This window comes from Paraburkholderia sp. HC6.4b, assembly GCF_014200875.1.
Taxonomy (GTDB): domain Bacteria; phylum Pseudomonadota; class Gammaproteobacteria; order Burkholderiales; family Burkholderiaceae; genus Paraburkholderia; species Paraburkholderia tuberum.
Genome location: NZ_JACHDC010000032.1, coordinates 23,240 through 44,779, shown reverse-complemented (window position 1 = coordinate 44,779; position 21,540 = coordinate 23,240). Strand labels below are relative to the sequence as shown.

Sequence of the window (21,540 nt, the reverse complement as noted above, 5' to 3'; positions counted from 1 at the left end):
CCGGCGCGCAGCCGGCCTCCTTTTGCGGAATGGGCAGAAGGTCCAGGCGGACCAGACGACGACACGCGCAGCCGGACCGAAGTCCGGCTCCGCGGTGCATCAGATCGAGTAGATCGGCTGGTCCTTGCCGTCGTGCAGATGGATCACCGCCCATTCCTGCGGCTTCTGATCGCGCGGCAGCAGCACGCCGGCAGCACGTACGCGCTGCTGGTCGGCGTCGATCGCGGGCGGATCGGTGTCGGGCACCAGCGCCGTTGCCGCCTCGTACATCATGCGGCGCGCCATCACGATCGCGCGGTCGGTCGGCAGCAGCTTTTCCTTGCTGTGATCCTGGATCGGACCCATGCTTTCCTGCAGCGACGCGTCCTGCATCGCGAAGCCGAACACGCCCGAGTACGCGCGCTTTTCTTTCTGAGCCTGGCGGTCGATCAGGTAGTCGTTGTCCTTGTTCGCTTTCGGCCGGAACGTGCCACCCTCCTCGTACTCACAATGAATGCCCTTGCCGGCGTTCAGGTCGGCCAGTTCCTGCTCGTCGAGCGGCCGGTCCGGGCGGAAGTTGATGCTCCACGCCCAGCAGGTGTGATCGTCGATCGGCACCCATACGTGGCCCGCGAGCGAGTGATCGCCGAACGGCGGGATCAGCGTGTACCACGGGAACAGCCACTGCGTGACGCGCCAGTAGTACGAATCCGGCTCGCCGTTGCGGCGGCCGAACAGCGTGAGGCCGAACGGCTGCTTCTCGATCTCGAAGATCACGTTGCCGTCCGCCTTGATGTAGTCGAGTGCCTTCGTGCCCTGATGCATCGGGTCCTCGTCGACTTCGTAGCGGTGTACATACGACACGTGACTCGTGTCGATGCCGCCTTCCATCGCCTGCAGGTAGTTCGATTCCTGCAGCCGCTTCGAGACGAACACGTGGCTCTCCGGCAGATTGCACCACTCGAGATCCGGCGGCGCCGGCTGGCGGTCCTTCGGCCCCATGTACGCCCACACGATGCCCGCGCGTTCGATGCACGGATACGCGGTGATGCCCATGTGCTTGCACGCCTGCGGTGCGGACGGCACTTCCACGCAGTTGCCGTTGCGGTCGAATTTCAGACCGTGATACGAGCAGCGGATGCCGTTCTCTTCATTGCGGCCGAAGTACAGCGACACGCCGCGGTGCGAGCAGAACTCGTCGATCAGCGCCGGCTGGCCGTCGGAATCGCGAAAAGCGAGCAGCTTTTCGCCGAGGATCTGCACGCGCACCGGCGGGCAATCAGGCTCTGCGATTTCGCTGGCGAGGAGCACCGGCACCCAGTAGCGGCGCATCAGATTGCCCATCGCCGTGCCTGGGCCAGTGCGAACCAGAGTTTCCGACATGTTTTTGTCCATCATTCCTCCGAATCCTGTTGTCCGTTGTATGAGAATGTAGTCTCATTGTACGGACAGATTGATCGACGTCAAGTTCTTGCGGCTAGGGACTTTCACTACAATGTGCAATCGACGCGGACCGCCGCAGAAAGGAAATTTCAAATGGAAGAAAAAAAGCCGCACGAAAACGTGCGGGCCGTCGAACGGGCGCTAGAAATTCTTCTGGCGTTCCGACCCGGGGACAAAGAATTGACCGTCGCGGAGCTGCTGACCCGCGTGGACCTGAGCCGACCGACGCTGTACCGCCTGCTGAATACGCTCGAACAGAACGGCTTTCTCGCCTCGTCGGGCGAGCCGCAACGCTTCAGGCTCGGCAGTTCGGTCGCGCAGCTCGCGCACGCTTGGATGGCGAACAATACGATCGCGCAGCTCGCGCAGCCGATGCTGCGTGAGCTTTGGAAAGCGACATCGGAGACGGTCGCGTTGTTCGTGCCGGAGGGGACGTACCGGATCTGCGTGGCCGAACTGGAAAGTCCGCAGCCGCTGAGTTTCCGGCGCGGGGTCGGCTATCGCGAGAAGCTCGTGCTCGGCGCGAGCGGCCGCACGATTCTTTCGCAGATGCCGCTGTCGGAGGACGATCTGCGGCGCTATCTGACCGATCCGGATCAGGACGTCGCGGCGCTAGCCGCCGATCTCGACGCGGTCCGCGCACGAGGCTTCGGTACCAGCCATCACGAGCTGATCGCCGGCGCAGTCGCGGTAGCCGCGCCGTTCTTCAACGGCGCGAACCAGGTGGCAGGTTCGGTGTGCATCTTCGGGCCGAGCGTGCGCGTAACCGATGAGCGCGTCGCGCAGTTCGCGGAGTTGCTCAAGCGCGAGGTGGGCAATCTGTCGCGTGCGCTTGGGCATCAAGGGGAAACTGCACGGCCGCCGGGTACGGCACGTCGGTGAAATCGGCCTCAAAGGCGCTGGCCAACGCCGGGAGCGTCGTCAGAAAGGTCGACGCTTTGTTCAGGCTCCCGCTGATTCAGGGCTGAAGCCGAAACCAGCCGGATGGCACGCAGTTCGACATTCACGAGGTTGGAGTGTGATGTGCCCGGAGGGCCGACGGTTGCTGAACGTAACCGATAATCAGATGGGGCACATCTCCCGGATCACAGTGTCCGGCGCAGCGCGCATAAAGGATGAGGCCGGCATGACACCGGCGGATAGAAGTTGGTGAGACGTTGGTGTCTCACGTGCGTATCAACCGAGGGTCAAATTCGGCCGTAGCAGTCGTCCAGGCGCACAATATCGTCCTCGCCGAGATAACTGCCCGATTGAACCTCGATGATTTCGAGCTGCACTTTGCCCGGATTCTCCAACCGATGCTGCACGCCGAGCGGAATGAAGGTCGATTGGTTTTCTGAAAGAAGAAACTGGTCCTCGCCCCGTGTCACGAGCGCGGTGCCGCGCACGACGACCCAGTGCTCGGCGCGATGGTGGTGCATCTGCAATGACAGGCGAGCGCCTGGCGCAACCACGATGCGCTTCACCTGAAACCGCTCGCCGCGCTCGATCGCATCGTAGAAGCCCCACGGACGGCGCACCTTCCGGTGCGTCTCGGCTTCAGGCGCGCGCTGCTCGCGAAAGCGCGCCACCAGCGTCTTGATGTCCTGCGCGTGTGAGCGGTCGGCGACGAGCACGGCGTCGTCCGTGTCGACGACGACTACGTTGGAGGTGCCAACGCATGCAACCAGCCGCCCGCCCTCGGCGCGCACATAGCTCGAGGTCGCGCCTTCGAAAACGACACGCCCGCTCGCGACGTTGCCGAGCCCGTCCTTCTCCATCGCTTCCCACACGGCATCCCAGGATCCAAGGTCCGACCATCCCGCCGCCAATGGCACGACCACGCCTTTGCAAGGCGAGCCGGCCGCGCCGATGTGCTCCATTACCGCATAGTCGATGGAATCCGCCGGCACACGGCCGAACTGAAACGGGCAAGGACGAATGAAGTTGTCGTCCGCCTTGCCTTCCGCGAACGCCGCGGTGCAGGCCGCATGCATGTCGCCGTTGAGCCTGGCTAGCGCTTCGAGCCACACGCCCGCTCGCACGATGAAGATGCCGCTGTTCCACCAGTAGGTGCCTGCAGCGACGTACTGCGCGGCGAGTTCGGTCGTGGGCTTTTCGACGAAGCGGTCGATCAGATGTGCGCCGTTTTCGAGGGCGTCGCCGATTCGGATGTAGCCAAAGCCGGTATCCGGCCGTGTGGGCGCAACGCCGAACGTCACGATCATGGAGCGTTCGGCATATTCAGCGGCAATTGCGATCGCGCGATGCAGCGCCGGAATGTCTGAGATGGAATGATCAGACGGCATCACCACCAAGATCGCGTCGTCATCCTGATTAACGGCTGCGAGCGCCGCGAGCGTGAGCGCCGGCGCCGTATCGCGCCGTGCAGGCTCGACGATAATCTTCGCGCAGACGCCGCACGCCCGCACCTGCTCTTCTGTCTGGAACCGGTGTTCCTCCCCACACACGATAATCGGCTGAGTGTCGACGTCGAAGCCGCCGACGAAACCCTCCATCCGTGTGACGGTAGCCTGCAGCAATGAATCCCGTCCGACCACATCGATCAACTGCTTTGGAAACTGCTCACGCGACATCGGCCAGAGGCGCGTGCCCGACCCGCCTGCGAGAATGACCGGGACGATGCGCCGACAGGAGTGCCCGAGCGACGCTTCTGCGATCGCCGCTGCCATTGCGTCTTCAGAACTCACCGCGTCTTCCATCATCCACCCCTCTGCTCTTGCGTCGAACACGTACTTCCCGGCATCGCCAATTCGATTCATCGGTTATGGGTTCGCCGTGAAGCGCACTTTCTCCTGCTCTCCCACATAGGGGCCCCGCTTGATGAAGAGAGAACGACCTCACGCGTCTGCAAGCATAGGAGCCGTTCCAGGGTCACTAGACGGGTTGACCGAATATGCCATGACGTTGGCTGAAGCGAGTTTCGCGGTACCAGGTGGTCTCACACGCACCACCTGATCTGCTCTTCTTTGGTTCATCATGCACTTATCCAAAGTGTTGCCCGCAGCCCATCAAGGAAGAGTACCTGCACACGAGCAGCTTCGAGCATACCAACGAAGCCTACGCTATCGCGAAGGTCGCCGGGCTCAAGCTCTGCGAGGGGTATAACCGACAGCACGGAACGCGGTACATATCGGTGATGTCCGAACGACAACGATGATTTGCAGAACGACCCCGGGTCCGCCGCACTGGCCTTGCTCGACGCCGACGGTGCCGAAGGCGTGTTCAATATCGGATACGGACGGGGACACTGCAATCGCGGATCTTGCCCGTCTCGTCTGTGACCTCACCGTACTCTAATTCATCCAGACTTCCTCCCCCCAACACACCGCACGGGTGCGATATCGTTCGAGCACCCGCGCTAGCGTCGACAAGCGGGCTGCGTCATCGTTGCTCGCAAGACGCCGCGTGCCGCGCTCGATCATCAACTGGCGCAATGCAGGCTGGTCGATCAGACTGAAAAGCGCATCCGCCATGCTGTCGGGCCGAGCCAGATCGACCAGCAGTCCCGCGTCGCCGACTTGCTCGCGCAGCGCCTCGAGGTCCGGGTAAAGGACCGGTACGCCCAGACTGAACGCCTCGAGCGGCGGCAGATTGGTCGGGCCGAAATATGTGGGCATCACTAACGCGATCGACTCGCGATACAAGTAAGGCACGTCGCCGTCCGGAACGAAACCGAGAAAGAACACACGCTCGCCCAGACCGAGATCGGCGGCGACCGAACGTACGTATCTCATGTTGCCGAAATCGCTTCCTGTGAAGACCGCACCTACACGGATGCCATAGCGGGACTCCAGCGCGTGCAGTCCCTTCAACAGAAACACATGGTTCTTGTGCGACCAGAACTGCGCGGGATAGTAGACGTATTTCAGATCGCGCGGAATTTTGTACTTCGTCTTGACATCGACGAAGTGCTCCACGTACGCCTCCTCGGAAAGCACTGTCGCGCGGGCGGGCGAGAATGGCATCAAATGCACGCGTTCGCTGTCTACTCCATATCGCCTGACAACCTTCTCGCGGCCGGCCTGCGAATCGACGAAGATGCCGCAGGCCTTCTTCAAGGCAGATCCGTACAGAAATTCGCGACGCTCGAATTCGTGCTTGATCCGGACTTCGGGAAACTCGACGTCGTCGCGGTGGGACAGATCCCAAACGGTGAACAGGTAGTTGAATCGATCAATCGCCAGTGCGAGGTTGGACGGCGTTGTGAAGTACGCAATGTCCGCGCGCATCACCGAAAGCAAGCGGTCCACCGAAGCCATCTTGCCCGGTTTCCGCAGAAACGCGCGCGGGCCTCCACGGCTATATATTGAACCGAGTCTCGCCGCCAGTCCGCGCAAGCGGGGCACCGGGAAAAAAATAGGCTCAATGCCGCTGCGTCGCAGATCATCGATGGTGGATCGCCGCGTCGTCACAAACTCAACCGCGCAAAGTTCCGGCGGAAGACTCTTTAGCAGCAAGGCAGCATTCTTCGCCTGCTGATAACCCCCACCAGAGGTATGTTCATAGTCTATAAACGCGACCATGCGAATAGGCCGTTCCAAGGAACCGTTTGAATTCGTCACTCCTCGCTCCACGTTTCTTGGCCATCTATATGACGATTGCAGCGCTCGACAACGGTTCTCGCGCCCTGTTTGAATTTAGATTGCGCGAGCTTGCTGGTGCCGTTCGTGACTGATTAAGGCAGGTATTTGGCCGGTCCGACGGCTTCCTGAGAAAGCCCTTGTGCAAGGCTCATATGACGCTCATGCGGCCCTCGGACATCGAGCTTCCGAGGCGAACAGATGCGTGAAGATCTGTTTCTCCTCGAAAATATTTGAATCTGAATGCCGACCAACTGATTCGCAGGCCTCCTCGTCTCGCGGCGAAACTTTCCCTCGCCAGCTCCTTAAGCGGACCTCTCCACAGGATCGGCCGTGGCGCCGCTTTTCTTTCGACAGCGGTATTCCGTCGCCGACATCGAGAATTGCCTCCTGAACACTTTCGAAAGCCGCTCGCCATTCGTCAGTCCAACCCTGCGAGCGATCTTGTCTATCGGCAAGTCGCTTCTGGCCAACAGTTCACAACTGAGATCGAGGCGCGCTCGCAACAGATATTGCGACGGTGTCACTCCCATCTCGCGCTTGAACAGACGCAGGAAGTTCCGCTCGCTCATCGCCACCGTACGAGCCGCGTCGCCTATTGAAACCGGGCGTCCGCAATTTCGCTCGAGCCAGCGCGCGGATTCCTGTGCCTTTTCCGCCTGCGTGTTCGTTCCCATGGTGCTCAGCATGGTCGTCAAATTCTGATCTTTGGAGACGGTGAAGTGATCGGCAACCGCTGTCGCGATGTCGTATCCGAGGTCCCGCTTCACGAGCGCGAGCGAGTTGATCAGCGCATCGCCGCCTTCGGTCGACGCCGCGACGTTAGACGTCTCCGGACTCCAGATGCCCGGATCGACCGAAGCCCAATCGCGGCGAGAAATGCCCGCTGCCGCCAGCAGCAAGTCGCCGTTGCCGAGAGGGTTGACGACGCCGGTCTGCGAACATGCTATGGTCAATAACCCAATGAGCACCTCGTCGGCGGCTGCACGCTTTGCGCCGGGTCCGCCCGCAATATACAGTGCGTCGAAGCCTTGGAACCGCTGGCCGCCCAGGCGCTCCGTCCAAACGCAAACGGATGACGAACAGGCTATCATCCCACCGCCGGCAGAGACTAGACGGACGCTGTAAGTCGCGTTTCTTCTCAGACTGCGAGACTGAATCTCGTTGGCGATATGAAGCACCTCGGCAAGGGTGCCCGCTTCCAGCAGCGAAAAACCGTCGTACAACAAAATTCCTATGAGCTTGACCGCGCGTTCTTTAAATCGGTGGAAAATACCGTTATCTCCTGCATCGCCTAAGCTAGTAGCGTGGGACATGCGGTTACCTCCATTTTGCTTCGGGTCTAGATCGCTGCTCTGGCTTGCGTTGGAACGCTGTGGAAAGCGTATGACCTCGTGAGCTTAGTGCCATATTCGATCCACCATTGCCGTGGTGTCCGCCAAAAGCATGTTTCTGGCCGAGAACGTCGCTCCCAGTATCAACAAGACCAAAACATCGTCTGATTTCTTCAGCGCTGAAAGTGAAAACCATACAGCCGCTCATCAGGGTTTCCCGACCCACTGGACTTGCTGAGCGATAGACCGATCAGACGGCGAATGCTTCAGCAAGGAAACGACCCGTCAACACCTTGCTGAAAACGGTCATGCATGTAGTCTGAAAATCCCCGCTAGATACCCTTTCTCATGAGCACCCTGAGCTTTGGCTTTGGTTGCCTTCGAATAAAGAAGAGTGCGTTCGCGTCACGCGTGACTTCGCCACCGCCATACGACCAGACATGGAGTCGCTTCATGAGCTTCAGCACGAGATATTCGCAATACTATGATCTTTTCTATCATGACAAGAACTACAAGGCGGAAGCGTCGTTTGTCACCGGATTGCTCGGGCGGTACGGAATAGTTGGAGGTCACGTGATGGATCTAGGTTGCGGCACCGGACGCCACGCGGCGGAATTCGCAGCCGCGGGATTTTGTGTTTCTGGCGTTGACATGAGCGCCGATATGCTTGCCCGAGCCGCTGCCAGGTGTACCACTCTGCCAGGCGCAGTAGCGAAGCGACTGACGTTTCAGCAAGGCGACGCGCGGATCGTCCGCACGAATGAACTCTACGACGCAGTCGTCTCGCTCTTCCATGTTGCGAGCTATCAAACGACCAACTCCGATTTCATGGCGATGTGTCACACCGCCGCGACGCACCTGCGGCCATCAGGACTGTTCGTGTTCGATTGCTGGTACGGTCCCGCGGTCCTCGCCGCTCCGCCCGACGTACGCATCAAACGCGCCTCCAGCGAAGAAACCGCGGTGATACAAATCGCCGAGCCCACGATGCGTCCTCATGACAATACTGTCGCGTTCAGCTACACCGTCCTGCTAACGGATTTGAAAACGCAGTCGGTCGAGACCGTCCTCGAGACGCATGTGATGCGCTACATGTTCAAGCCCGAGATCGAACTGATGCTGGACCTCAGCGGATTCGAGGTCCTGGACAGTTTGAAGTGCATGGGCGGCGAGTTGAGTGCTACCGATCTCTCAGCGACATTCGTCGCGAGAAAACGGTGATGCTCGGAAACAGCCCGAGCGAGAAAACGTCGGAAAATACAACGAATGGCATGTCATAGCCAGCCTCGTCGATGAGTCGAGGCTGAACCGCCAGGCAGTCCTGCGCTGGCTAAGCGCATCGCGTCAAAGCGGCTCGCCGAAAGCCGCGTGCCACCACCTGCCACCCGGATCAAGTGTTTGTTCCGTTGCGTGACGGGCCATATTTGCTGCGGCGAGCAGTCGGTCAGCACCGCGCTGAACTTGACCTGCTGTTGCGGAAACTTCGCGAAAAGGCGGTGCCCAGCATGTCGCGCACCACGCCCACCGTGTAGTCCTGCTGTGCTTCGGTAAGCGCGAGACCACTCGGCAGATACAATCCCCTGCGACCCATGCGTTCGGCAGTCGGGAAATTCTCTCCCTTGAACATCCCTTGCTTGAGAAAAACCGGCTGTTCGTGCATCGGCCAGAAGAACGGCCGCGCGCTGACACCTGCCTCTGCCAGCATGGACCGGAGCTCGTCGGCATCAAAGGGCAAGCTGTCGTCCAATACCATACCGAAGACCCAATAGATATTCTCGGCATATGGCAATGCCACCGGCGCCATCCCGATTCCCGGCACTCCCCGCAAAAGGCTTTCGTAGCGGCGGCCCAACTCGCGCTTTCGCGCGACGTGCGCATCTAGCTTCTCGAATTGCGCTAGCCCGACAGCCGCCTGGAGGTTGCTCATCCGATAATTCCAGCCAAGCTCTTCGTGGACGAATCGCCTCTCTGGCTTGAAACACAGGTTCCGCAAACTTCTCGCGCGCGTAGCCAGCTCGTCGTCGTCGCAGACGATCATGCCCCCTTCCCCCGTCGTGATGTGCTTGTTGGCGTAGAAGCTGAAGCACGATATATCGCCGAAACTGCCGCACTTCGCTTCGTTATAGGTTTGTCCGATTGCCTGCGCAGCATCTTCGATCACAACGAGGCCGTATTTCCTTGCGATATCCAGCAACGGAGCCATATCCACCGGCAGACCGAAAGTGTGCACGGCCATGATCGCCCGTGTCCGGTTCGTGATAGCGCTTTCGATCTTCGTCACGTCCATGTTCCACGTATCCGGACTTGAGTCGACCAGTCTCAAGCGGGCACCGGTGCGAACAATGGCCGATGCGCACGATATGATCGTGTGCGTGGGGATGATAACTTCGTCGTCGGGACCGAGCCGCAGAGCCACCGCCGCCACGTCCAACGCAGCGCTGCCGTTCGCGACGGCAATCGCGTGTCTGCGGCCGACGTAACCCGCCATCGCACGTTCGAAACGCTCGACGAACGCCCCGTCCGAAGAAATCCACCCGCTTTCAATGCATTCGTTCAGATAGACGCGCTCCTTTCCGTCGAGCAGGGGTTCGTTGACCGGAATCATCGCGCGCCGTCCTTAACTTCAAGCTCGACGCCCGGGCCGTTGCTCGCTTCACTGCATCGGCTCAGGTTTGCGGACGCGAAGCGCAATTTTTCCTGCTCTCCCATATAGGGACCTTGTTTGACTTCGAAGAAAGACGCGTCCTCAAGGATCTCGAAGCCGTGACCGCCCGACGCCAGCAAGATGACATCGCCCGCGTACAATACACGGCTCGACAGGTAGTCCTTATCGGGCGTATAGAACTTCACCAGGACACGGCCACGCTTGACGAAGAGCACCTCTTGCGTCCATTCGATCTGCCGCACCAACTTGCAGTGAAGATGCGCGTCGATCACTTTTCCGGCGGGATGTTCCATGTACGCGAGTTGCTGAGGAAACTCCTTAGGAGTAAAGAAACTCACACCACTTCTCGAGAACGAATCCCGGATGATCATGGCGAGCGTTTCACCTTCGAACGAGACTACTTCGAAATTCGAGTCATGAACGACCTCTGCGTTGCCCGTTATCGGTAGAGCTTCCATTTTTTCCTCGAAGAGAGCCGGTAGTATCCCGACACACCGAACCTTCCGGGAGCAGGGCCGCTTACGACATAAATTGGCCCACGGAGGTCCTTCATGCGTCCCCGAAGCATAGGATCGGTTCGGCGGTCACACGGTCAGATGGCCGAATACGGAATGAAGTTGGCTGACCGGGGTATTACGTTGCAGCGTCACCTCGCGCATCTCTATATCCTCGGCAACGAACGCGGAGAGGTGCACACGGACCGCGCCAATATATTGGCACCGTCCGCCATGACCTTGAATGGTCCATATGCATTGCTAAGCTGATGAAACCGCACGTCGTAGCCCTTTGAATCAAGTGGCGGGGCAACTCACGTTCCGACCGACGTGTCTCTCTCGACTATTGGCCATTCACATGAACAGAAACTCTCGCATCTATGTCGCCGGACATAAGGGAATGGTCGGCTCGGCTCTCCTTCGGCGCCTTGCCCGTTCCGGATATGATCACGTGATCACGGCCTCGCGACAGTCGCTCGACTTGCTGGATCAGCGCGCCGTGATGGATTTTTTCGCTCGAGAGCATATAGACGTCGTCCTCCTGGCCGCAGCCAAAGTCGGCGGAATTCATGCCAATTCGACTCAGCCGGCTTCGTTTCTCTACGAGAACCTCGTCATCGAAACCAATGTGATTCATGCAGCATTCAAGAGTCACACGCAGAAGCTCGTCTTCTTCGGTTCATCGTGCATCTATCCAAAGCTTTGCCCTCAGCCCATAAAAGAGGATTACCTGCTCACGAGCGCTCTCGAACAAACCAACGAGGCCTATGCCATCTCAAAGATCGCGGGTCACAAGCTTTGTGAAGCGTATAACAAGCAATACGGCACGCGCTTCATATCGGTGATGCCTACGAATCTCTATGGCCCCAACGACAACTATGATCTTCAAGGCAGCCATGTGCTGGCCGCGCTCATCCGCAAGGCGCACGAGGCAAAGCTGAACGGACTCGAATCGCTCCCGGTATGGGGCTCCGGATCGCCGAGACGGGAATTCCTTCATGTAGACGATCTGGCGTCCGCGGTTCTCGTCCTCCTGAGCAACGACCTGGTCGAGGGCATGTTTAATGTCGGATATGGAAAGGACATAGCGATTGCCGACCTCGCACGACTGATCTGCGATGTCGTCGGTTTTTCTGGATCGCTGAGATTCGACTCGTCGAAGCCCGATGGGACGCCGCGAAAGTTGCTCGACGTATCGAAGCTCGCCGCTCTGGGTTGGGCGCCCACGATTACGCTCAGAGAGGGCATCGCCTCAACCTACGCCGACTTCGAGAATGACGTGCAGCGTACCGGGCTCGCCAGCGCCTGACGAATTCACGCGGCGTGCGCGATCCTGCACCACGGATTGAAGTTCCGCCCCTGGTATCCAGGGTACCCGTCTGCCGACTGCGGTTCCTGTCCCTCAATGCCAGCAAATCATGTCACTTTCAAGGCCACGACAGGTCATTCCGGTTAGAGCGGCTTGATCAAAGCGTCGGCCTAGTCCGTTGAACCGGATGAATTGCACCGGATTCGCCGCGATGGATCGGAGTACTTCCATTTCAATGGGCGCGCCTGCTTGTTGTATTGACAGATATAACGCATGAGCTTTTTGTTGAGATCCTTGGTGCTGGTGAATACGTCACGCGCAATGTCGTCGCGCTGGATGCGTGCAAACCAGTTCTCGACCTGATTCAGCCATGACGAATACGTCGGGGTGTAATGTATCGACACTTTCGGATGGTCAACCAGAAATGTTTGAACGGCGTTGGTTTTGTGGCTGCTCACGTTGTCGCAGATCACGTGAATCTCCTTTCCGCGCGGCTGTGCCCATACCACCTCCGTGAGGAACGCAACAAACTGGGCACTGGTATGGCGTGACGCGGTTTCGCCCAGCACCTCACCGGTGGCAACATTCAATGCGGCGAACAGGCTCAGGGTGCCGTTGCGTTTGTATTCAAAGCCATGGCTCTCGGCGCGTCCAGGCGAGAGCGGCAACATCCGGTCCTTGCGATCCAGCGCCTGGATGGCCGTCTTCTCGTCCACGCAGAACACCACCGCATGCAACGGCGGATTGAGGTACAGCCCGATCACGTCGGCTGCCTTCGCCTCAAAGTCGGGATCGTTGGACATCATGTGGGTATCGAGACGATGTGGCCGAATGTCGTGCTTGCGCCAAATACGCTGCACCGTCACGAAGGCCATGCCCAACTGTGCCGCCAGTTTGCGGCTGCTCCAGTGTGTCGAGCCGTCGGCCGGCTTACGTCGCAGTGTGTAGTCGAGCACTCTCGCTTCAAGGACCGCCAGGTCAGGTCGCGGTGCCCGGCCCGGGTGTCTGCCGTACAACCCAGCCAAACGCTCACAGGTGAAACGCATTTGCCACGTTGTAATGAAACGCGAATCGCAACGCAATTCCGCCATGATCGCCGCACGCGAGGCTCCTTCGTCGAGCAGCAAGATCAACCGCGCACGCCTCACCTGGCCAACGGCCATCGCGCGGCTGCGCTGCATCGACATCAGCTCGTCGCGCTCGCTTTCACTCAGATTCATTTTTCCCATGCACTATTAGCTCAGTGCAATTTCATTGGTTCAATGGACTAGTCCTTGATTCGACTGCTCAAAGCCCTGGATATCGTCCTTTCTAGCGCGTCCCGCGTCAGAAGTTGGGCGGCTGCTTTCATCGCCCGCTCGATGCTCATGAGTTTGCGGCGATACGTCTGCTCTGCGTTTGCCAACGCATCGGCGATGGACCTTGCATCCGCGGAAACAAAGCATATGGCGTCGTGAATCTCCTTCATGCTCATCGGGGGAAGTTCGGTGGAAATGACCAATCTTCCCGACGCGACATATTCGACAACCTTGAAAGGAAAGACCCCGTTACCCATTTTCTCTATCGAAACATGCGGGTTCACCAGCACGTCACAGTCGGAAATCAATTTGAACAAGACTCTTTCGTCCACCCGACCGTGGAAGTGCACGGGGTAATCTTCGGCGGACAGCCTGACGAACTCGCGTGCCAGAGGACCCGTTCCGCAGACGTGAAACATGAGGCGTCCGCCGGACTTCCGGATCAGGTCGAGAACCACGTCAGCACCCTTCTCGACGCTCAGCCCACCGAAATAGCCAACCATCGTTCTAGCATCTGCCGTTCGCGAGAATGGACGCCGCTGTCCACAAGCTTCAATGAGATCGTCCGACACCACGCCCGGACACAGCACCACGGGACAACCGCTGCGTTGATGTTCGCGTGTCGATAAGTGATCGTTAACCGCAAGACATAACGATGGAGCGGGTAACACGTATCGCCATGCGATGAAGTCGAGCAACGGCTTCGGATGCCAGCGGCGACGAGAAAGCAGCCAATCTTCGAACTGGAGGATCAGACGCGCACCGAACCGGTGCGTCAGCACGCGAGCGAGCATCGACTCGAACGCGTACGCGTTATAGATCCATACGGCTTCGGGCTTGCCGACCTTCGCTATCTCATCGCTCAGCGCCAAGACTTCGAAGAGGTTCAGCAGCTTGCCGATGGGCCTTACAGGGTAGCAGCGAAGCGAAATCTCCCGAATGCGTTGCGTGCCGATGACGGAATCCCGACATTTTCTACGTGACCATCCTGCCTCTATGTGGCCCGTATTGATCAAAAGAACATCCTTGGAAAGTTGCGATGCCAACGCCAGAAAAAACTCCACCTTGCGTGCGGCGCCCAGATTCACATTCGCCCCACGATTAGAGGCGCTGTACGGCGCTATGAAAACAAGCATTTCTGCTGCTCCACGTCAGCGACTCCTGCTTCAGTGCCACGCAAGTCAACGCCACGTGATCGACGCGTGGACAAATACGCGCCGAGAGAGCACCCGTAGATGTCCCCAAAGCAGAGCATCAGCGTCGTCACCAGTGGATACTGCTCGAACAGGTTGACGTCCATGCAGGCTGCAATCGTGATCCCAACGAACACCACATATCGAACTGACTGACGCCTCGAATGACGCGGACGGATGCGCCAAAAAAAGGCCGTCGCACCCGTCGCGAAAATTAGCATACCCACAATTCCGATTTGAAACTGCATCGTCACGAAGGCGTTATCGATGATCTGGTTGAACCGGTATTGCTCAGGGTCGACGCCCGCACGCTGGAGGAGCATGACGGCTGTGTTAGTGCCTACGCCGAGGCCCCGCCCCAAAAAGAGTTCTCCCGGCGTTGCCTCTGACAACTGCTCCGCTATCTTCCCGAGGTTGGATAAACGACCGCCTTCGTCGAGTTGATCAGTCAGCACATCACCGCGGCCGACCGCTTCCACCATGTGAGAATAGCCAACGATTGCGAGGCAAATAGCGATCGGTAGCGCAGTCACCACCAGCAGCATCCGATCATTACGGCTCAGCCGTCCCGCAAGCGTTTCCCAAACTACTACGCCGACGATGGACGCGATACTGAGCATAGCGAATCGCGTTCCCGAAGAGACGGCAATCGCGACTGCGAGGCAGAGCAATATAAGCCGATAACACAGCCGGGCGCGGTCCAGAATGAGCACCATGCTTGCAAGCGAAATCGCATACATGCCTGCTAGCGCCGCGTTACTGAACAGGCCCGTGTACCGATCCTGCGTAAATAGAACTTGCTGTATTTGTCCGAGTTGTATCCATTGTCGCAGGACAACGTAAAAGTCCAATGCGGCAAGCGCGAGCAACGCGAGGACGAGGGCCGTTTGTCCCCGCTTCTCGGCCGGCAGCAAACTCGCGAACACAAACAGGCCGAATGACGCATGAATCAGCAGAACCCAGCGCAATCCCGCAGGTAGGAAGAACAATGGCGTCCAACCTGCGATGAACGGCACGAGTCCCACCGATACGATGCAAAGAATCCACGTGAAGAACATCAGAATAAACGTGCGCATTCCCCCCCGAAAGCGATTCAAACCGAGCGCAAGAGGCCACCCGACTCCGATCAAGGCGATGCTCGCGTCCTTCACGTACTTGACAGCACCTGCGTCATCCATGGCGGCCGAATTTAAGTTCCAGACGTTGATTGCTCCGGTGCCGAGCGCGCCAAGCGCCTGATCCGCGTATTGCGCCAAGCCTGCCGCGAAGACCGTAAAGACTGCAAGTGAAAATACGAAACGCGGCGACATTCCACACGCTCCTGAGTTACATGCCGACTCGGCCAAACTTCGTCCTTACTCGTGATGCTCCAACGCCCTGTAGCCAGCCAGCGTGATCAGCGCATCCCGCTTGGCGATCTGATAGTCGGACAACACCATTTCCCTGACAAGAGCGCCGAACGTCACGGTCGGTGCCCATCCCAGCTTCGCGTGGGCTTTCGACGGATCGCCGAGCAAGGTCTCGACCTCTGTCGGTCGAAAATAGCGAGGATCCACTCGCACGATGACCGTCCCGGGCGCGACCCGGCATTCCCGGCTGCTCACACTTTCGACGATCGCGACTTCATCGACTCCGCTTCCGTCAAACCGAAGCTTGATGCCGAGTTCGCACGCCGCCTGCTGAACGAATTCGCGCACGCTGTATTGCACGCCAGATGCAATGACAAAGTCTTCCGGCTCGTCCTGTTGCAACATGAGCCATTGCATCTGGACGTAATCGCGCGCGTGTCCCCAGTCGCGTTTCGCCGACAAATTGCCAAGGTAAAGGCAATTCTGCGAACCGATTGCAATACGTGCAAGGGCGCGCGTAATTTTGCGCGTGACGAACGTCTCGCCCCGAACGGGTGATTCATGATTGAACAGAATGCCGTTGCAAGCGTATATGCCATACGCCTCGCGATAGTTGACCGTGATCCAGTACGCGTACATCTTCGCTACCGCATACGGACTGCGCGGATAAAAAGGCGTGCTCTCCCGTTGCGGCACTTCCTGCACGAGTCCGAACAACTCCGATGTCGACGCCTGATAGAACCGGGCCGTCTTCTCGAAGCCCAGAATTCGCACGGCTTCTAGCATGCGCAGCGCACCCAGGCCGTCCGCGTTCGCCGTGTACTCAGGCTCTTCAAACGAAACCGCAACATGGCTTTGCGCGGCGAGGTTATAGATCTCATCCGGTTGCACCCGCTGAATAATTCGCAAGATGCTCGACGAGTCGGTCAGGTCACCATGGTGAAGATGAAAGCGGCGCTGCGACGCATGGTCGTCCTCGTATAAATGGTCGATGCGATCCGTGTTGAAGAGCGAGGTGCGCCGCTTGACGCCATGCACTTCATATCCTTTGTCGAGCAGGAATTGAGCAAGATAAGAGCCATCCTGGCCTGTAATACCGGTGACCAGTGCAACCTTGTTCGACATGGTTCCTTCTCCTTGTTTTGATACTTCGCTGTGCGTGATACTTCTTGCGATTCGTTCAGGCTGTCCTGACATTGGACTCGCCGCCGCTTTTGCCGTACCCGTCCGACCTGCCGTAGCCTGAACCGTATCGCGCCTTGTCGAGCGGAACATCGGTAAAGAGAGTTCCTGCCACGTTCACGCCACTACTGCGCAACCGGTTGAGCGCCTCATACAGTTCGTCCACCGGATGCCGACCGTGCCGAACGACCAGCAGCGTTGTACCGGCCTGCCGGCCGATCAGCGTTGCATCGGTGACAGCAAGCACAGGCGGCGTATCGACGACGACAGCGTCATACCGCCGCGATGCAACATCGAGTATCTCGCTCAGTCTCCGGGTCGTGAGCAAGTCCGCGGCGTTTGGCGTCTCGCCCCCGCGCGGGATCAGGTCGACGCCATTCATGACATCGCGCACGACCACGTCGTCAAACGCCGCACCTTTTAGCAACTCGGTCAAGCCGGGGCCGCCAGCCGGGTTGAAGGATCTGTGTATGTCGCCCATGCGCATGTCGGCATCGATCAGGAGCACCTTTTTCCCCCCTGTCGCCAACACGATTGCAAGATTGGCCGCGACAAACGACTTTCCTACCCCGGGACGGGAACTTGTGATCATCACGACATTGTTCCTGACTTCCGATCCGATCGATTGCAATGCTGTTCGCAAGCTTCGCACGCCTTCGACCGCGACATCCCCGGGCCATACCGCAGCAAGCACATGTATGCCCGGAGCCTTGCGGCGCATTGCCTCCTGCAAACGAATTTGCCGTTCGCTGTGCGGCACGACAGCGCAAACGGGTATTCCAAGGGCTGCCTCGATCTCGGCGCTTCGCTCGATTCCACCAGACACCGCCTTGCGAAGGAACGCGGTGACGATTCCCAGTACAAGCCCAAGCACGGCAGACAACGACAATAGTACCTGCCAGTTAGGCTTGCTCGACTTCTCGGCGGGCACCGCGAGATCGACAATGCGCACGTTGCCTACGTTGCCCGCCTTGACGACACGAAGCTGTTGCGCACTGTTCAGGAGATTCGTATAGAGGTCTGTGTCGACCTGAACGTTGCGCATCAGACGCACTGCGTTTTGCTCCTTATCCGGCAAACTGGCAACACGCTGGCTCAGCGCTTCGCGGTCTTGTTGCAATCGGGCGATCTTCGAGTCCACCGCCGTAAGTAGCGGGTAACCCTCCTTGTAATGCTGCGAGATGTCGTCGCGCTGCTGCAAGAGTCCGCGCAAGGCGGTATCGAGATCGACAACCTGTTGCAGCAACAACCGGCTTTCCACACTCAGATCGACGGTTCCATTGCTATTACGAAAAGCGTTGTACTTATCCTCGGCTTGCTGTAATTCGTCCCGCAGCTTCGGCAATTGACCCTCGAGGAAGAGAAGCGAGTGTTCGGCCTCGGACGTACGCCTTGCAAGATCCTGAGCGAGATACTGCTGAGCAACCGCATTGACGATGTCCGCAGTGCGCGCCGGGTCGGGTCCCTCCAGGGCAACACCGATCATGCCGGTTTGCGACTTTCTTTCTGAAATGACCAAAGCATCTTTCAGCGCGAGGATCGTGGCCTCTATCGAACTTGACTTCAGTGTAAATTCACCGCCGGGAGAAGCGGATAACTTATTGACGAGAAGATGCACCTTGCCGTCGCCGAAAGGCACCACCAGCTCGTGGCCGACTTCTCCTGTTCCGAGCGTTTTGCCGTCAGGTGCAATCAACTTGAAGTACGGGGCCTGTCTCGCCTTTACGATGAATTCGTGGCCGATTGCAGCATGAGGAACATCGAATTTCGATACTTCGATCGACTCGTCGCTCCAGGCGAACTGCCGCAGTCCAAACAGGGGTTTCATGCTGGCGGATCCGCTGCGGAGTCGCGCGATCCAACGGCCAATAAGTGGGAAGTACCGAGGTTGCGCCGTAGTTTGGAGATTCAGTTGCTGCACCGCCTCGCCGACCACCAGGCGTGAGCGAATGAGTTCCATCTCGGCGTCTGCACTGGCTTTCACCCTCGAATCGAATATCGAGGCGAGCCGGCCCAACGCTTCGGCTTCGGGAGAGCTGGACGCGGGTGTGCCAATCTGTATGAGCGCATCGGCCCGGTACAAGGTCGGATGCATCAGGCCGTACAACGATCCCAGCGCGAGAATGCCGAGCGCGATCATGCCGATTAGACGCCAGCTCTCGCCGATTGTGCGAAGGTAATCCGAGATGGAGATCTCGTCGCCCTGCAGCGGACCATCGCGCGTGATCTGTTTCCTTGAGGCCATGGTTTCTCGGGTGGAGTGCTTTGCGCCCGCCAGCGGGATAACGCCAGGGGCAACCAGTTACGGGAGCGACGACGCGACGCGTTGACCGTGCGTCCATTTAGACAGGTACTCTGCTACTACTTCAATGACTGAAATTCGAGAATGCGGAACATTCGCCGCCGCAGTCTATTTTAGATAAGCCTGCTGCTTGCGCCGTGTCGAGACCGAAATTGCCAAGATGTTGTCGGGCATGATAGGACGGTGGTTTAGAATGAAACGATCCACTGGCCAGTAGCGTGACCCTTGGTGTCGTGGGTTGGAAATTCGTTTCATTAATCGGTTTTGCTGCCAGCGGTGACGAAGTGCTGCTTGAAGAGGCGTTCAGATGCGGGGTCGGTCTAAATCTCGAACGGCCGGTTGCCGATCATCACGACGTGGTGTGCGCCATGGACAGTAGCTCGTAGTTCCAGCGTGTTCCGCGGACTTACAGCAAAACGCAGGACATCGCTTCCCGACACGAGCGTTCCAACCGGAGCGCTCGTACTATTACGCGAAAGCTGCAGCAGATAGAGACCGGACGACGCGCTCTCTACGCGGTTCGCATCGCGTGACACCAACACCATGACTGCATGCCCTTCTTCGTCCTTCGGGCAGGAAATCTCAGTGTCGAAACTGCCGCCATCGAAATGCACCGTGTAGAGGCCCAATCCACCGATCCGATGCCTGGCATCCTCCAATGCGCGAAGCGCTCCACTGCGTATCGTCACATCGTCGGTGAATGTGGTGGCAGGCAGGGTGTAGCGAGGCTGCGGTTCTTTGAAAACACAGTCCGATGACTGGACGGATCCGACAGGGCCGTCAGATCGAACGACCGAAACGCCGAAAGACTGCTGGATGTTGACACCGGAAACGCAGGAGGAGACGTCGAGTTCTCCGATGAACCCCGGGACGAGGACGCCATGACCAAGGTAAGGATCGTCCCATCCGGCGCCAACGGCACCGGTTCGCTTGCGATGGTCGCGATAGCCGACGCGTTCCATATAAACGCCGTTGAAGACAGCCGATTGGCATGCATCAACCAGCACCGCTGGACGCGGCGAGTAAGCGTGCGTTATTTGCATGAAGACATTGCTATTCGACGGGCGCGCATAGCGCGCCATGACGCGTATGCAGAATCCGCAAATGCCCCGATAGGGATACGCCCTGGCCGGTGACGCGGCATTAGTCGGCGCGCTGAGTCTGCGCTCGCTGTTGATTGACTTGAAGAACGTGGCATCGAACCATTGATCGATCCTGCGCTCATCGTCGCCATAGACGCGGTCATAGATGTTACGTACGTTGATGATGGTGCACTTGTCCGCGAAGCCGCCTCGTTCGTTGTAGTCGTCGTTGCGATCGACCCATTGCCCTCCGACAAGAACAGGGACGCCCGTGCGCAGCGCCTCGATATTGCTGAACGTGCACTGTTCCAGCACAGCCGCATAGATACCCACCCCGCAGCCGACAAAGTGAAGTCTGTCAAAGATGCAGCCTGCGAGCGTCGCGGACAGGGCGCCAAAAGCCATGAAGCAATCCACGCATGTCAGATTCTCGAGCCCTGCATCCATCGCCGTGTCGAATTGGTCTAGCAAGCCGAAAGTGACTGGCTGCGACGCGTCCGCCATGCCGTAGCGATAGTTGCCCTTCACCACGGCGTTATGCCCATATAGTTTGACCCCCGGCCATACGCCTACGCAATAGGGCTGTCGCACGGCAGGCTCAGACGGGAGTCTCCTGCCTTTTCCCTGCTTAACCGTGCCATCGTCGTGACAAGGGATGGCCAGCGTTCCGCGCGCGGCTGCAAGGTAGAACGTGCCGTTATCAAGCACAACGCACTGAGTCCGGCCCGTCGATGCATAGAGCGATCCTGCGAATGCGACGGCGCGATTGATCGCGTCACCGTCATCCGTCGTGCCGTCACCGCGTGCACCGAACCATCGGGCATGGATGTCGCCCTCGAATACGCGCTTCCAACGCTTTCCGCTCTTCGAAACCAGCACTGTGCCACCATTGTCCCGGCTCAAGACGTCGGTAGGATCGAGCCAATAATATGCAGCATCCAAATCGCGTTCGCCCGCAGCGTGCTGGAAAACGAGCAGTCTCGTAAGCGGTCCGCCGTAGTCACGCAAGCTGGCGTAGCCCTGAATCGGACCTTGCGCAAGCACAAATTCAGCGAGGTGTCGGATTTCGGTGTATGCGAGCGAAGACCTGCTGACTATCACCCTGTCGTCGGGCGACAAGTCGCTCACGGGCTGCATCGAGGTCGAACCGCTCTGCGTGTGCGACGGCTGCAGTCCCGATGCCTGCCGCTGCGCCGCTTGTGCAGCTGCGCCAGACAGGCCGAAGCAGGCGGCCATGATTCTCCTCAAGGCTCCACGTCTGTTTTTGAGCGCGTCTCCCGCCAACCGCAACTTTTCCTGGAAGTCGGCCATACGTTCAGAAGGTGGG

The 21,540-nt window shown here is 58.7% G+C and carries 16 protein-coding genes; 4 read left to right on the top strand and 12 right to left on the bottom strand.

Annotation, left to right across the window (positions count from 1 at the left end; genetic code table 11):
* Positions 1-99: 99 nt before the first annotated feature.
* A complete protein-coding gene (locus HDG34_RS35985; protein ID WP_090810100.1) occupies positions 100-1,374 on the bottom strand; it encodes an aromatic ring-hydroxylating dioxygenase subunit alpha in 1,275 nt (424 codons plus the stop codon).
* Between the two features lie 141 nt (positions 1,375-1,515).
* Between HDG34_RS35985 and HDG34_RS35980 the strand changes: the two genes are divergently transcribed.
* Positions 1,516-2,304, top strand: a complete 789-nt coding sequence (locus HDG34_RS35980) for an IclR family transcriptional regulator (RefSeq protein ID WP_184068051.1) — start codon at positions 1,516-1,518, stop codon at positions 2,302-2,304.
* A 305-nt stretch (positions 2,305-2,609) separates the two neighbouring features.
* Here HDG34_RS35980 and HDG34_RS35975 read toward each other — a convergent pair whose 3' ends face one another.
* Positions 2,610-4,094, bottom strand: coding sequence for a mannose-1-phosphate guanylyltransferase/mannose-6-phosphate isomerase (locus HDG34_RS35975; protein WP_184068139.1), 1,485 nt, complete (start codon positions 4,092-4,094; stop codon positions 2,610-2,612).
* A gap of 263 nt (positions 4,095-4,357) precedes the next feature.
* On the opposite strand from HDG34_RS35975, the gene HDG34_RS39990 reads away from it, so the two are divergent.
* Positions 4,358-4,582 (top strand): NAD-dependent epimerase/dehydratase family protein, encoded by a 225-nt coding sequence (locus tag HDG34_RS39990; protein ID WP_409259722.1) that lies wholly within the window; start codon positions 4,358-4,360, stop codon positions 4,580-4,582.
* Between the two features lie 136 nt (positions 4,583-4,718).
* Here the strand turns inward: HDG34_RS39990 and HDG34_RS35965 are convergent, their stop codons facing one another.
* Positions 4,719-5,987, bottom strand: a complete 1,269-nt coding sequence (locus HDG34_RS35965) for a glycosyltransferase family 1 protein (RefSeq protein WP_311734917.1) — start codon at positions 5,985-5,987, stop codon at positions 4,719-4,721.
* 323 nt (positions 5,988-6,310) lie between these two features.
* Positions 6,311-7,321 (bottom strand): GlxA family transcriptional regulator, encoded by a 1,011-nt coding sequence (locus HDG34_RS35960; RefSeq protein ID WP_184068048.1) that lies wholly within the window; start codon positions 7,319-7,321, stop codon positions 6,311-6,313.
* A 471-nt stretch (positions 7,322-7,792) separates the two neighbouring features.
* Here HDG34_RS35960 and HDG34_RS35955 point away from each other — a divergent pair, with 471 nt between their 5' ends.
* Positions 7,793-8,560, top strand: a complete 768-nt coding sequence (locus tag HDG34_RS35955; protein WP_184068045.1) for a class I SAM-dependent methyltransferase — start codon at positions 7,793-7,795, stop codon at positions 8,558-8,560.
* Positions 8,561-8,783: 223 nt separating this feature from the next.
* Here HDG34_RS35955 and HDG34_RS35950 read toward each other — a convergent pair whose 3' ends face one another.
* On the bottom strand, positions 8,784-9,944 hold the full coding sequence (locus HDG34_RS35950; protein ID WP_184068042.1) for a DegT/DnrJ/EryC1/StrS aminotransferase family protein: 1,161 nt from the start codon (positions 9,942-9,944) through the stop codon (positions 8,784-8,786).
* The gene (locus HDG34_RS35945; RefSeq protein WP_184068038.1) at positions 9,941-10,462 is read right to left on the bottom strand and encodes a hypothetical protein; all 522 of its coding nucleotides are present in this window, start codon (positions 10,460-10,462) and stop codon (positions 9,941-9,943) included. Before HDG34_RS35945 ends, HDG34_RS35950 begins: the two co-directional genes overlap by 4 nt.
* Positions 10,463-10,856: 394 nt before the next feature.
* On the opposite strand from HDG34_RS35945, the gene HDG34_RS35940 reads away from it, so the two are divergent.
* The gene (locus tag HDG34_RS35940; protein WP_184068035.1) at positions 10,857-11,807 is read left to right on the top strand and encodes a GDP-L-fucose synthase; all 951 of its coding nucleotides are present in this window, start codon (positions 10,857-10,859) and stop codon (positions 11,805-11,807) included.
* A gap of 170 nt (positions 11,808-11,977) precedes the next feature.
* Here HDG34_RS35940 and HDG34_RS35935 read toward each other — a convergent pair whose 3' ends face one another.
* From HDG34_RS35935 to HDG34_RS35910, 6 genes are all read right to left on the bottom strand, one after another.
* On the bottom strand, positions 11,978-13,036 hold the full coding sequence (locus HDG34_RS35935; RefSeq protein ID WP_184068032.1) for an IS630 family transposase: 1,059 nt from the start codon (positions 13,034-13,036) through the stop codon (positions 11,978-11,980).
* 38 nt (positions 13,037-13,074) lie between these two features.
* On the bottom strand, positions 13,075-14,241 hold the full coding sequence (locus HDG34_RS35930) for a glycosyltransferase (RefSeq protein ID WP_184068029.1): 1,167 nt from the start codon (positions 14,239-14,241) through the stop codon (positions 13,075-13,077).
* Complete coding sequence (locus HDG34_RS35925) at positions 14,226-15,608, bottom strand: hypothetical protein (protein WP_184068027.1); 1,383 nt, start codon at positions 15,606-15,608, stop codon at positions 14,226-14,228. The genes HDG34_RS35930 and HDG34_RS35925 overlap by 16 nt, the downstream gene beginning before the upstream one ends.
* A 45-nt stretch (positions 15,609-15,653) precedes the next feature.
* A complete protein-coding gene (gmd, locus tag HDG34_RS35920) occupies positions 15,654-16,772 on the bottom strand; it encodes a GDP-mannose 4,6-dehydratase (protein ID WP_184068023.1) in 1,119 nt (372 codons plus the stop codon).
* Between the two features lie 55 nt (positions 16,773-16,827).
* Positions 16,828-19,074, bottom strand: a complete 2,247-nt coding sequence (locus HDG34_RS35915) for a polysaccharide biosynthesis tyrosine autokinase (RefSeq protein WP_184068022.1) — start codon at positions 19,072-19,074, stop codon at positions 16,828-16,830.
* 377 nt (positions 19,075-19,451) lie between these two features.
* Positions 19,452-21,524 carry a hypothetical protein gene (locus tag HDG34_RS35910; RefSeq protein WP_184068018.1) on the bottom strand — a complete coding sequence of 691 codons (2,073 nt, stop codon included), beginning with the start codon at positions 21,522-21,524 and terminating at the stop codon, positions 19,452-19,454.
* Positions 21,525-21,540 lie beyond the last annotated feature (16 nt).